Origin of the sequence: Pseudorhodoferax sp. Leaf267, assembly GCF_001422405.1 — a bacterium.
In the GTDB taxonomy this organism is placed as follows: Bacteria; Pseudomonadota; Gammaproteobacteria; order Burkholderiales; family Burkholderiaceae_C; genus Pseudorhodoferax.
Genome location: NZ_LMMV01000001.1, coordinates 115113 through 127414, shown reverse-complemented (window position 1 = coordinate 127414; position 12302 = coordinate 115113). Strand labels below are relative to the sequence as shown.

Annotated in this window: 14 protein-coding genes; 7 read left to right on the top strand and 7 right to left on the bottom strand. The window is 71.4% G+C overall.

The annotated features are described in order from the left end of the window. Positions 1 to 3 precede the first annotated feature (3 nt). Positions 4 to 843, top strand: coding sequence for an alpha/beta hydrolase (locus ASF43_RS00620; RefSeq protein WP_235578084.1), 840 nt, complete (start codon positions 4 to 6; stop codon positions 841 to 843). 47 nt (positions 844 to 890) lie between these two features. Beyond that, positions 891 to 1064, top strand: coding sequence for an oxidoreductase-like domain-containing protein (locus ASF43_RS00615; protein WP_235578154.1), 174 nt, complete (start codon positions 891 to 893; stop codon positions 1062 to 1064). Between the two features lie 6 nt (positions 1065 to 1070). Here ASF43_RS00615 and ASF43_RS00610 read toward each other — a convergent pair whose 3' ends face one another. After that, the gene (locus tag ASF43_RS00610) at positions 1071 to 1406 is read right to left on the bottom strand and encodes a hypothetical protein (protein WP_056175249.1); all 336 of its coding nucleotides are present in this window, start codon (positions 1404 to 1406) and stop codon (positions 1071 to 1073) included. A gap of 256 nt (positions 1407 to 1662) precedes the next feature. Here ASF43_RS00610 and ASF43_RS00605 point away from each other — a divergent pair, with 256 nt between their 5' ends. After that, the gene (locus ASF43_RS00605; protein ID WP_056175247.1) at positions 1663 to 1890 is read left to right on the top strand and encodes a hypothetical protein; all 228 of its coding nucleotides are present in this window, start codon (positions 1663 to 1665) and stop codon (positions 1888 to 1890) included. Positions 1891 to 2022: 132 nt separating this feature from the next. Here ASF43_RS00605 and ASF43_RS00600 read toward each other — a convergent pair whose 3' ends face one another. Then, on the bottom strand, positions 2023 to 2682 hold the full coding sequence (locus ASF43_RS00600; RefSeq protein WP_056175244.1) for a glycine zipper 2TM domain-containing protein: 660 nt from the start codon (positions 2680 to 2682) through the stop codon (positions 2023 to 2025). A 187-nt stretch (positions 2683 to 2869) separates the two neighbouring features. Here ASF43_RS00600 and ASF43_RS00595 point away from each other — a divergent pair, with 187 nt between their 5' ends. After that, positions 2870 to 3673 carry an alpha/beta fold hydrolase gene (locus ASF43_RS00595; protein ID WP_056175241.1) on the top strand — a complete coding sequence of 268 codons (804 nt, stop codon included), beginning with the start codon at positions 2870 to 2872 and terminating at the stop codon, positions 3671 to 3673. Between the two features lie 2 nt (positions 3674 to 3675). Further along, the gene (locus tag ASF43_RS00590; protein ID WP_082497525.1) at positions 3676 to 5373 is read left to right on the top strand and encodes an ATP-binding protein; all 1698 of its coding nucleotides are present in this window, start codon (positions 3676 to 3678) and stop codon (positions 5371 to 5373) included. 51 nt (positions 5374 to 5424) lie between these two features. Here the strand turns inward: ASF43_RS00590 and ASF43_RS00585 are convergent, their stop codons facing one another. Beyond that, complete coding sequence (locus ASF43_RS00585) at positions 5425 to 7587, bottom strand: ATP-binding protein (RefSeq protein ID WP_082497654.1); 2163 nt, start codon at positions 7585 to 7587, stop codon at positions 5425 to 5427. A 287-nt stretch (positions 7588 to 7874) separates the two neighbouring features. Here ASF43_RS00585 and ASF43_RS00580 point away from each other — a divergent pair, with 287 nt between their 5' ends. Beyond that, complete coding sequence (locus ASF43_RS00580; RefSeq protein ID WP_056175235.1) at positions 7875 to 8612, top strand: response regulator; 738 nt, start codon at positions 7875 to 7877, stop codon at positions 8610 to 8612. Here ASF43_RS00580 and ASF43_RS00575 read toward each other — a convergent pair whose 3' ends face one another. Next, positions 8613 to 9491: a tetratricopeptide repeat protein gene (locus ASF43_RS00575; RefSeq protein ID WP_056175231.1), complete on the bottom strand. Its 879-nt coding sequence runs from the start codon at positions 9489 to 9491 to the stop codon at positions 8613 to 8615. Between the two features lie 147 nt (positions 9492 to 9638). Here ASF43_RS00575 and ASF43_RS00570 point away from each other — a divergent pair, with 147 nt between their 5' ends. Beyond that, complete coding sequence (locus ASF43_RS00570) at positions 9639 to 10202, top strand: YdeI family protein (protein ID WP_056177936.1); 564 nt, start codon at positions 9639 to 9641, stop codon at positions 10200 to 10202. Between the two features lie 204 nt (positions 10203 to 10406). Here the strand turns inward: ASF43_RS00570 and ASF43_RS00565 are convergent, their stop codons facing one another. From ASF43_RS00565 to ASF43_RS00555, 3 genes are all read right to left on the bottom strand, one after another. Continuing rightward, complete coding sequence (locus tag ASF43_RS00565) at positions 10407 to 10655, bottom strand: CsbD family protein (RefSeq protein ID WP_056175228.1); 249 nt, start codon at positions 10653 to 10655, stop codon at positions 10407 to 10409. A 134-nt stretch (positions 10656 to 10789) separates the two neighbouring features. Beyond that, a complete protein-coding gene (locus tag ASF43_RS00560) occupies positions 10790 to 11440 on the bottom strand; it encodes a DUF1345 domain-containing protein (protein WP_056175225.1) in 651 nt (216 codons plus the stop codon). Between the two features lie 12 nt (positions 11441 to 11452). Then, positions 11453 to 12280, bottom strand: a complete 828-nt coding sequence (locus ASF43_RS00555; protein WP_056175222.1) for an IclR family transcriptional regulator — start codon at positions 12278 to 12280, stop codon at positions 11453 to 11455. Between the last annotated feature and the right edge of the window lie 22 nt (positions 12281 to 12302).

The following is a 12302-nucleotide window of genomic DNA, read 5'->3' as shown; positions in this document are numbered from 1 at the left end:
GCCGTGCCGGGCCTGATCGTCTTCTCGCACGCCAACAGCTTCCCGGCCTCCACCTACCGGGTGCTGTTCGCCAGCCTGCGCGAGCGCGGCTTCACGGTGGAAGCGGTCGACAAGTACGGCCACGACCCCAAGTACCCCGTCACCAACAACTGGCCGCACCTGGTGCAGCACCTGGTGGACTTCGCCACCGAGCAGACCCAGCGCCACGGCCAGCCGGCCTGGCTGGTCGGGCACTCGCTGGGCGGCTTCCTGAGCCTGATGGCGGCGGCGCAGGCGCCCACGCTGGCGCGCGGCGTGCTGCTGATCGACTCGCCCGTGGTGGGCGGCTGGCGTGCGACCACGCTGGGCCTGGCCAAGCGCACGCAGCTCGTGGGCTCGGTCTCGCCGGGCCGCATCAGCCGCGCGCGGCGCAATGCCTGGCCCGATGCGGCGGCTGCGCTGGAACACTTCCGGCACAAGAAGGTATTTGCCCGGTGGGATCCGCAGGTGCTGGCCGACTACATCGAGCACGGCACGCACGACGAAGGTGAAGGCGAGCACAAACGCCGCGTGCTCGGCTTCGACCGCGACGTGGAGACCGCGATCTACAACACCCTGCCCGACAACCTGGACCAGCTGCTGCGCCGCCACCCGCTCAAGTGCCCGCTGGCCTTCCTGGGCGGGCGCGAGTCGGCCGAGATGCGCCAGGTGGGCATGGCGATGACGGCGCGGCTGATCGGTGCCGACGGGCGCGGCGACCCGGGGCGCGTGACCATGCTGGACGGCAGCCACCTGTTCCCCATGGAGCGGCCTCTGGCCACGGCAGCGGCGATCGAGGCCTCGCTGCGCAACCTGGGCGCTTGAGCTTGGACTGGCCCGTCGTCAGCGATGCGGCGTCGGCGCGTGCCCTCATCGCACAGGTCACCGCCCGTTTGCAGGACGAGCGCATCGAGGGCTTTCGCGCCCCGCCGCCCGAGCCCACGACCTGCTGCGGCCGCGGCTGCAACGGCTGCGTGTGGGAGGGCTACTTCGCCGCCGTGCACTGGTGGCGCGCGGACGCCCAGGTTCTGCTCACGCAGGCCTGACAGCGCTCAGGCGTGCAGCCGCAGGATGGCCGCGTCGAGTGCGGCGACGGCCGCGTCGGTGTGGTCGTGGCGGGCTTCCCAGACGGCTTCGTCCAGCGAGGCCAGGGCCGCGGGGTCGATGGCGCGCGGTGCATCTTCCAGTGCATGCGTGGCGCGGCGGATGGCGGCGACGGCGTCGTGGCGGTGGTCGCAGTACAGCTCGACGCGGGCATTGCGGATGTCTTCGCCCGCACGCTGCAGGCTGGCCGAGGCGTTGGCGAGGGCTTCGGCATCGGGGGCGGCATAGCTGCTGGCGCTGGCCATCGCGGCCAGGAGGGCGACGCCGGATGTGTTGCTGAACATGGTGCTTTCCTTCGATGAATGCGTCTGTCGACGCGGGAGGACTCCATGGTCTGCTCTGCCGCGCACGTGCGCATTGCAGGGCCGAACGCCCGGATTTCATTCGCAACATGGTCCGTGTTGCAAGTGAAACATGGGCTGCGCGCAACCCTGTCACCCGCGACGCGGGCCCGCACGTTTCGGATGCAAGCAAGGCGAACAGCCAAGCCGACTCAAGCGACTCGGAGTTCCCACGAGTCCAGCCCAATGGAGTTTTGCCATGCACACGACCAAGTCCCTGTTGATCGCCGCCGCCCTGGCCACCGCCGCCAGCCTGAGCTTTGCGCAGGCACCGGCGCCGGTCGCCGCGCCCGCAGCCGCCCCGGCCGCCATGACCGCAGCTACCCCCACCAAGACCCCGAAGGCTGCCAAGCACGCCAAGACCACGAAGAAGGCCGGCAAGAAGCACGTCGCCAAGGCAGGCAAGACCGCCAAGTCGGCTGCCTGATCCGCGGCGAGCCCGGCGCCCTGCGGGGCGCCTGGATCCATGCAACAGGCCCGGCGATCGGTGACGATCGCCGGGCCTTTTCCTTGCGCGCTCGCCCGATGGGCGAGCGCGCACCGCAGGGCGCCGCGCAGCTCAACGCCAGTGCCGGTACCCGCCACCCCACTCCGCGCCGATGCTCAGCCCCACGGGCGGGCCGTAGACCGGCGGGGCCACCACCACCGGCGGCTGTGTGTAGATCACCTGCGGCGCCACGTAGGTCGTGACCGGTGCCGTCTGCACGGCAGGCGCCATGGCCGCCGGGCTGACGCTGACGTTCAAGGGCAGTGACGCGCCCGGCAGGCCCGGGTCGCTGGCCAGCCGCGTGCTGTAGTTGCGGCCGTTGAAGCTGTAGACCACGTCGTAGCCCACGAGCTGGTTCTGGTACTGGCTGACGGTCTGGCAGTGCTGGACCAGCGTGCTGGTGGGCGCGCTGGCATTGGCCTCCACATGGTCGCCGAGCAGGGCGCCGCCGATCACGCCGGCGCCCGTGGCCAGCGCGCGGCCGCCGCCGTGGCCGATGGCGTTGCCGGCCAGGCCGCCGACCAGCGCACCGATCAGGCCGCCCGCGCCGCTCTGCGCGGGGCGCACGCGCTGTTCCTGCTCGACGCACTGGCGCTGCGGCACGGACACCTGCGCGTAGACGGGCGTGCTGGAGACGACGGTGCCGTAGTCGGCCGCCACGGCGTTCGTGGCAATGCCCGACGCCAGCGCCAACGCGGCGCTGGCGAACAAGGTGCTGAGGCTGCGTGTCATGTGAGCTCCTGCTGTCGGCCCAGCGCCAGCGCGCAACACGCGTCGTGGCCGGGCCCTGGCGCCAGTGTGGTCGCCCCGGGTTACAGCGCCATGCACGCCGGTGGCCGCCAGATTGCAGGCGTAACAAGCGAAAGCCGGCACCCATCGCCGACAATGCCACGTTGTCGTGGCCGATCGGAGCTTGCCTGTGGGTGTTCAGCAGAGAAATCGCGTCAGCGTCGGTGGCACAGGGCCCGCGACGCTGGTGTTCGCCCACGGCTTCGGCTGCGACCAGAGCATGTGGCGCTTCATGGCGCCGGCGTTCGAGGGCCGCTTTCGGACCGTGCGATTCGACCTGACGGGCAGCGGACAGTCGGACCTGACCAGCTACGACCCGGTGAAGTACGCCTCGCTCGACGGCCATGCCGACGACCTGGTCGAGATCGTCGATGCGTTTGCCCAGGGGCCTGTCATCTTCGTGGGCCATTTGGTGTCTGCCATGGTCGGCGTGCTGGCCGACCTGAGGGCACCGGGCCGCTTCGCCGCGCATGTGATGGTCGCCCCGTCGCCGTGCTACGTGAACGACGGCGACTACGTGGGCGGCTTCACGCGCGCGGACATCGATTCGCTGCTGGAGACGCTGGAAAGCAACTACCTGGGCTGGTCCAGCACCATGGCGCCGGTCATCATGGGCGCGGCAGGCCAGCCGGAGCTGGGCGCCGAGCTCACCAACAGCTTTTGCCGCACCGACCCCGACATCGCCAAGCAGTTCGCGCGCGTCACCTTCCTGTCGGACTGCCGCGACCAGCTGCCCCGGCTGCAGACGCCCACGCTGATCCTGCAGTGCACTGACGACCTGATCGCGCCGACCGTGGTGGGAGAGTTCATGCAGCGCACGCTGCCGCATGCCACGCTGGCCCTGATCGAAAACACCGGCCACTGCCCGCACATGAGTGCCCCCACCGCGAGCAGCGCGGCCATGGAGGCATTCCTGGCATCGCTCGGCTACTGACCATGGAGAGCGCGAGCGCCGGGCCGGCCGACCAGGACTCCTTCGATGCCGCGGCGTGCGGCCTGCTCGTCACCGCGGCCGATGGCCTGATCCTGCGCGCCAACCGCACGTTCTGCCAATGGGTCGGGCGCGAGGCTGCCGCGCTGGTCGGCCGCGCCACGATGCAGAGCCTGCTGACCATGGGCGGGCGCATCTTCCACCAGACGCACCTGGCCCCGCTGCTGCTGATCCAGGGCTCGTGGAGCGAGGTCAAGCTGGAGGTGGTCCATGCCGACGGGCGGCGCATCCCGATGCTGTGGAATGCGGTGCGGCGCGTGCACGACGGCATCGTGTCGCACGACCTGGCCGTGTTCATCGCCGAGGACCGGCACAAGTACGAGCAGGAGCTCATGCAGGCGCGGCGCCATGCCGAGGACGCGTTGGCCAAGGAGCTGCAGGCGCAGCGTGCGCTGCTGGCCACGCAGGCCGAGCTCGACCGCCTGCGGATCGTGGCCGAGGACCGGGCGCTGTTCGCCGAGCAGATGATGGCCGTGGTGGGGCACGACCTGCGCAACCCTCTGTCCGTCATCCGGCTCAGCTCCAGCCTGATCGGCCGCTGGGGCGGGCTGTCGGAGCGGCAGCAGCGCTCGCTCACGCGGCTGCAGTCGTCCACCGACCGCGCCATCCGCCTGATCGCCGACCTGCTGGATTTCAGCCAGGCCCGCATGGGCACGGGGCTGCGCGTGGAGCTGGCCGAGCTGGACCTGCAAGGCGTGGTCGGCGACGCCGTGGACGAGCTGTGCGTGGCCTACCCGCAGGCCGCCCTGCAGCATGTGGGCATCGGCTCCGGGGCCTGCTGCGCCAGCGCCGACAAGATCACCCAGCTGGTCGGCAACCTGGTCTCCAACGCCGTCACCTACGGCACGCCGGGCCGCCCCATCCTCGTGCGCTCGGAGATCGGCGAGCACGCGTTCTGGATCAGCGTGCACAACGAAGGGCCGTCCATCCCCGAGGCACAGCTGCCGACGCTGTTCGACGCGATGACGCGCGGCAGCGCAGGCGAGTCGGCGGTGCACAGCCTGGGCCTGGGGCTGTACATCGTGCGCGAGATCGCCAAGGCGCATGGCGGGGACGTGCAGGTGCGTTCCGCAGACGGCTCGACCGTGTTCATCGCCCGGTTCCCACGCGGCATCGAAGACCTCGGCCCGGGCACGGCGCAGGACGCCGAGCTGCTGCGCCAGCAGGAACTGGACCGGCTCGCCATCTCGGCGCTGCAGGACGCGGCCTATGACGACATCGTCAGGATGGCGGCCGATGCGTTCGACACGCCGATCGCGCTGATCTCGCTCGTGGACGGCGATCGCCAGTGGTTCAAGGCGCGGGTCGGGCTGCAGGCCACGGAGACGCCGCGCGCCTACGCCTTCTGCGCCCATGCCATCCAGGACCCGGGCCACACCATGCTGGTGGACGATGCCCTGGCGGACCCGCGCTTCGCCGACAACCCCCTGGTCACGGGCGACCCGCACATCCGCTTCTACGCGGGCGCGCCGCTCGTGACCTCGAACGGCCAGGCGCTGGGCACCCTATGCGTGATCGACAACAAGCCGCGTGCGCTGGATCCGAAGCAGATCGAGACGCTGCAGTACATGGCCCAGCAGGTCGTGACCATGATGGAGCAGCGCGCGCTGGGCATGCTGCGCAAGCCGGCCGACGACGCCTGAGCCTTTTTCTGGCTCCCTCTCCCAAAGGGGCGAGGGAGCAAGAGGCGCAGCTCAGCCCAAGGCCCGCGCCAGCGCCTGCGCCAGCTCGGCTCGCACCAGGGGCTTGCGCACCAGCACCGTGACGCCGGCCTGCGCGGCACGCGCCTCGAGCTGGGGGCCGCCGTAGCCGCTGGCCAGCACCACGGGCAGGCCGGGGCGCAGCGCATGCAGCGCGGCGGCCAGCGCGGTGCCGGTCATCCCGGGCATGAGCTCGTCGGTCAGCACCAGGTCGAAGCGGCCCGGGTCGGCCTGGAACTCGGCCAGGGCCTGGGTGCTGGAGCCCAGGCCGAAGCACTCGTAGCCCAGCCCGGCCAGCATCTCCTCGGCCAGCGCCACCAGTGCGGGCTCGTCGTCCACCACCAGCACGGTCTGGCCCGCGCCCAGCGGCAGTGCAGCTTGCGGCGCCGCGGCATCGTCGGGCTGCGCGTCCACGCACGGGAAGTACAGCAGGAAGCGCGCGCCCTGCCCCGGCGTGCTCTGCACGTCGATGGCGCCGCCCATGTCGTGCATGGCACCGTGCACCACCGCCAGGCCCAGGCCCGTGCCGTGCTGCGGTCCCTTGGTGGTGAAGAAGGGCTCGAACAGCCGGGCCCGCACCTCGGGCGCGATGCCGGGGCCGGTGTCGGCCACCGACAGGCAGGCGTAGCGGCCCGGCGCCAGGCTGCGGTCGTACAGGGCCAGCGGCGTGTCGATGTCGACCACGGACAGCGCCACGACCAGGCGGCCACCCTCGGCCTGCAGCGCCTGCATCGCGTTGGTGCACAGGTTCATGGTCGCCTCGAACACCATGGTGGCGTCGCCGGAGATGGCAGCCTCGGGCGCATCGAGCTGCGGCATCAGCTCCACCCTGGCCGGCAGCGAGGCGGCCAGCATCTGCAGCACCTCGTGCACCACGGGCTGCAGGCGCAGCACCGTGTGCGGCCGTGGCGCGCTGCGGCTGAACGACAGGATGCGTTCGACCAGCGCCTTGCCGCGCAGGCCGGCCTGCATGACCTGGTCGATCTGGCGCGCCTGGGCCGAGCCGTCGGCGGCCGCGGTGCGCGCCAGCTCGCCATAGCCGACCACGGCGGCCAGGATGTTGTTGAAGTCGTGCGCCACGCCGCCGGCCAGCGTGCCCAGCGCCTCCAGCTTGCGCGCGCGCTGCAGCTGCTCCTGCAAGGCCTGCTGCCGGGCCTGGGCGGCGCGGCGCAGGCCCTCCTCGCGCGCATTGCGCAAGGTGAGGAACAGCGTCATGGCCAGCGCCGAGGCGGCGAACGAGCCGACCAGCCAGGCCTGGTCGGACCAGTCGGCCATGGCCACACGTGCGTCGCGCGTGACCACCACCATCAGCGGCACGCGTTGCAGCCGGTGCGCCGCCACCAGGCGCCGACGCCCGTCCGGCAGGGCCAGCACACGCGGGCGCTCGGGCGCGGGGTCGGCCCACAGGCCGGCCATCACGTCGGCGGGCAGCAGCCGGGCCTGGCCATCGCCGGGGCCGTCGGAGACCGGCGCACTGGCGCGGCGGTAGATGGCCAGGCTGGTGTCGGGCGTGGGCGCGATGCGCGCGAAGCCGCCGTCCAGGAAGTCGGGCTCGGCCTGCAGCACCACGGCCCCCTGGTAGGCGCCGGCCTTGTTGCGCCAGTCCATGGTGACGGCGATGGCCCGCTGGCCGTCGGCGGCGCTGGCGTGCGGGCTGCCCACGAAGAGCGCCGGGGCGGCGCGGGCCTGGGCCGTGGCACGCGCGGCCACCAGGTCCTCGCGCTCGCCCGCCGCCTCGGGCGGGGTGGGCTCGTCCTGCGAACTGGCCAGCAGAGCGCCCTGGGCATCGACCACCTCCAGCGAACGGAACTGCGGCAGCGCCGCGGCGCGCGAGCGCAGCAGCGCGTCGGCGGCCTCGGTCCCGGGCTGCAGCAGGCCGTCGGCCAGCTCGGTGCGCGTGGCGCGCAGCACGGCATCGGCCACGTCCAGCATGCCGTCGGCCTGGGCCGCCATGGCCGCCGAGAGCGAGCCCAGCATGCGCAGCTCGCCCTCCAGCGTCTGGCGGCGCAGCGCCCACAGGCCGTAGGCGACCAGCGCGGCGACGATCAGCTCCACCAGCACCACGGCCAGCACGCCGCGCGTGCGCGCAACATGGCGCCAGCGCGGCGGCGCCAGGCCCGTGGCGGGCGTGGGGATGGGTGATGGGTCGATGCTCATGCGCAGGTGCAAGACGCTAAAGTCGCGCGCATGCCATTAAACCTAGATCCGGCAGTTGACCGCTTGTTCTCACTTGTAGACCCACATGCCTACTGAAACTCTTGCTTTCGAGCGTGTTCACCGTCCTAGTGAAAGCGCTATGCACCCGATGGCACCGCGCTCGACGCGCCATGCGGCGTTGCTCGTCCTTGCGCACAGGAGTGCGAAGCGTCCTCGCGCCTTGCCTGACACGCCGATCACGGCACCCTCGGGCGCATTCAACTACCGGATCTAGGTTACCGCGCGCCATGACCGCCACCGCTGTGAACCCCAGCCACATCCTCGTGGTGGACGACGACCCCGCCCTGCGCGCGCTGCTGCTGGAGTACCTGGGCGACAACGAGATGCGCGTGACGGCCGTGGACAGCGGCGAGGCGATGCTGGCCGCGTTCGACCGCGAGGCCATCGACCTCGTGGTGCTGGACCTGCGCCTGCCCGGCGAGGACGGCCTGACACTGGCCCGCCAGCTGCGCGAGCGCGCCAACGTGCCCATCGTGCTGCTGACCGGCAAGGCCGAGGAGGCCGACCGCGTGATGGGCCTGGAGCTGGGTGCCGACGACTACGTGACCAAGCCTTTCAGCCCGCGCGAGCTGCTGGCGCGCATCCGCGCCGTGCTGCGCCGCTACCACCAGCCCACCGATGTGCCGGTGCGCGACGAGCAGCGCCGCGCGTTCCGCTTCGCGGGCTGGGAGCTGAATCTGCGCACGCGCCGGCTGACCGCCGCCGACGGCAGCCGGCTGGAGCTCAGCAACCACGAGTTCAGCCTGCTGGTGGCCTTTTGCAGCGCGCCACAGCGCGTGCTCAGCCGCGACCAGCTGCTGAACCTCTCGCGCCTGCACAACGCCGAGGTCTACGACCGCACCATCGACGTGCAGGTGCTGCGCCTGCGCCGCAAGATCGAGGCCGACCCGTTCCACCCGGCGTTCATCGTGACCGAGCGCGGCGCGGGCTACCGGTTCGATGTGCCGGTGGAAACGCTGTACTGATCACGTGTCCCAGTCCGAGCTGCCGCCGCCCACGGCGGAGTCGTCCCACGAGCCGATGTCGTTCACGCCGAAGTCGTTGCCACCCATGTCGGTGTTGACGGCGGTGTTGCCGAACACCGGGTCGTAAGCGGACGGCATGGCCTGCTCGGGCGCCGTCGCGGCATGCGCGGACGTGCCGAACAGGTTGCGCCCGATCGATTCGGCCGCCATCACGCCGGCGCCCACCGCCAGCCCGGTCGCCAGGCCCCCGGCCATCTGGCGGCCGAAACCGACGGGCGCGGCAGCGGGTGTGGCCACGGGCCCGGGCGGCATCGCGGTGTTCATGCCCGGCACGGCCCAGCCCTGCGGCGCGGCCGGCGCTGCACCGGCGGCGGCGCCCGCGGCAGGCCGGCCCAGGCGCATCAGCATCCAGGCCACGAGCGCACCGCCGCCCACGGCCAGCAGCACGCCCCAGGGCAAGGACGAGCCCGAAGCGGGCACGGGCGCGGCCGGGGCCAATGCGCTGGTGCGCGCGGCTGCCGCCTGCGGCGAGGCGAGCTGGCGGCGCAGGCTCTGCACCGCCTCGGGCTTGGCGAACGGCAGGCCGGGCGCCAGCCGTTCGGCCTGGGCCAGCGCGTCGCGCGCAAGGCTCGCCCGGCCCTGGCGTGCCAGCAGTTCGGACTCGACGAAATGCGCCTTGGCGCTGTTGGGATGGGCCTCGAGCACGGGCTGCATCAGCTGCAGGGCCTGCTCGACATGGCCGGCCTGCGCGGCCTGGTAGACCTGGTCGAGCGTGGGCTCGGCCTGGGCCATGGCCAGGCCACTGAAGGCCAGGGCCAGCCACAGGGCCCAGCGGGCCAGGGCGGCCGCGCCGTTGTGGTGTGCAATGCGAACAGTCATGGTGTTGCTCCGTTTCCCGGCCTGGCCCGGTCGGCCTGCCGTGCCATGGACTGTGCGGGCCGGCGGATGCAGGACGATTGCAGCGCGCCCGGGTTCGATGACATCTGCAATCTGTGGCAGCGTGGCGCATCGGGCAACATCGTGGCCATGACGCAACCGACCTATTTCGCGGACCCGAACGCCTTTCGCGCCTGGCTGCAAACGCATGCCAGCAGCACATGCGAGCTGCTGGTCGGTTTTTACAAGGTCGGCACGGGCCAGCAAAGCATGTCCTGGTCCGAATCCGTCGACGAGGCGCTGTGCTTCGGCTGGATCGACGGCGTGCGCCGGCGCATCGACGACGCGCGCTACAGCATCCGGTTCTCGCCGCGCAAGCCGGCGTCGATCTGGAGCGCCGTGAACATCGCCAAGGTGGCGCAACTGCAGGCCCAGGGCCGCATGACGGACGCAGGGCTGGCGGCATTCGCCCGACGCACGGCAGTCCGCTCGGCCGTGTATGCGCATGAACGGCAAGTGCCGGCCAGCCTGCAGCCCGAGGAACAGCACGCATTGCGCGAGGACAAGGCCGCGTGGGCCTTCTTCGAGGGCACGCCGCCCAGCTACCGGCAGCGCGTGCTGCACTGGATCTGCAGCGCCAGGAAGCCTGCAACACGCACGGCGCGGCTCGCGAAGCTGATGGCGGCCAGTGCGCGGGGCGAGCGTCTGGCGTAGCGCCGTGCGCCTCAGCCCGTGGCGGTGGACTGCCGCTCGACGAGCCGAAAACCCATCGGCCGCGCAATCGGCATCGGCCAAGCCATACACGGCCTGCGCCCGCACAGGCCGCCGTGCAACGCCCACATTGCGCGCCCCACCGCACCCGCCATGCAAAACGCCCGATGCATGCATCGGGCGTTTGGCGTGAACGCTATCAGGCGATCAGCGGCGGGCCCACAGCGCGCCCAGGACGAAGCCTGCGCCTGCCACGAGTGCGACGGTGCCGAGCGGGTTGGCCACGGCCTGTTCGCGCACGGTGTCCAGCACTTCGCCGTAGACCTGTTGCGCCTTGCCAGCGGCCTGGCGCGCCTTGCCCTCGAGCTGGGTATCGGTGTCGCCTGTGGCGGCACCGAATGCGTCCTGCACACGGCCGGCGATGTTTTGCACGGTTCCTTCAGCTTGTTCCAACATGGTTCATCCTTCAATGGTTGCGGTTCGGACTTGCGCTTTGCGCCAGCGGTTCGATGGTACGGACGCGCATCGCCCGAAGCCTGCCCAGGACGCACCAGCACACGTCAGGCATTTGCCCGCGCGCACGTAGTCGCTCAGAACAGGCTGGCCGCGATGTTGATGCTGAACGCCAGGATGGTGGCGTTGAACGCGAACGACAGCAGCGTCTGCAGCAGCACCACACGGCGCATCGCCACCGTGGAGACGCTCACGTCGGAGGTCTGCGAGGCTACGGCGATGGTGAACGAGAAGTACAGAAAGTCGCCGTAGTTGGGCTTGAAGTGCGCGTCGTCGTCCGGAAAGCGCAGGCCGCCGCCCGCGGCGCGGTAGTACACGCTGGCGTAGGTCAGCGCGAACACCATGGGCAGCAGCACCCACGCGCCGGCCACGGTGGCCAGCGCGAACACCACGTGCGGCCAGGCATGCGGCACGCCTGGCACCTTGGCGGCCGACAGCTCGAACACCACGCCCACCAGGCTGAAGATCGAGGCCAGGCTGACCAGGGCCAGCACCGTGCCTGCGCTCTCGGCCTGCGCCACCGCGGCGCGCTGCACGCGGCCATGGTCGGCGCGCACCATCATCCAGCCCAGCAGCACGAGGTAGAGCCATACCGCCACGTTCCAGCCGATGAGCGCGCGCGTGACCACATCGTGCTGGCCCGGGGCGAGCACAGCGGCCGCCGCACCCGTGGCCAGCGCGCCGGCCAGGTAAGGGCGCACACGCAGGTGGTGCAGCAAGCGGCGCATCGGATGCAGCGGCTACAGCGTGTCGGCAACCGACAGCGATGGCACTTCGGCAATGCGCGCCGACACCGCCGCGCAGGCCGCCAGCAGCGGCGCCACGTAGGCCTGCTCGGGGTCTTCCTTCTGCCGGAACAGCAGTGTGGTGACGCTGATCGCCGCCACGGGCGCGCCGTTGGCGCCACGCACGACGGCGCCGAAGCAGTACACGCCGGCCTCGTGCTCCTCGCGGTCGGTGGACCAGCCCTGCGCGCGCGTGGCGGCCAGCTCGCGCTGGAACGCCGCGCGGTCGGTCAGCGTGTGCTCGGTGTGGCGCGGCAGCGGCAGGTTCTTGAGCACGGCCGCCTGCGCGGTGGGATCCAGCGCGGCCAGCCAGGCCTTGCCGACGGCCGTCACATGCAACGGCACGCTGGTGCCGATGCGCGAGCTCATGCGCACGGCGGACGGGCTTTCCAGCTTCTCGATGAACACCATGCCCTGGCCGTTGGGCACGGCCAGGTGCACGGTCTCGCCCGTCACATCGCGCAGGCGCTTGAGCTCGTCCATGGCCGCGAGCCGCAGGTCGGAGCGGCCCCAGCTGCGGCTGGCCAGCTGGATCAGGCGCGGGCCCAGGCTCAGCAGATGCGTGTGCGGGTCTTCGACCAGCATGCGCTCGGCCACCAGGCCGGCCACGATGCGGTGCACCGTGGGCCGCGGGAAGCCCGTGGCCTGCGCCAGCACGGCGACGTTGGGCGCCTGCTCGGCGTCGGCCACGAGCTGCAGCACGCGCATGAACTTGCCGAAGGCCTGGGTGCCGGCGACCTGGGGGGTGTCGGCTTCGTCGAAGGAAGGGTGCGCCGGGGTCATGTCGGCGCGGATTATCGGCGTG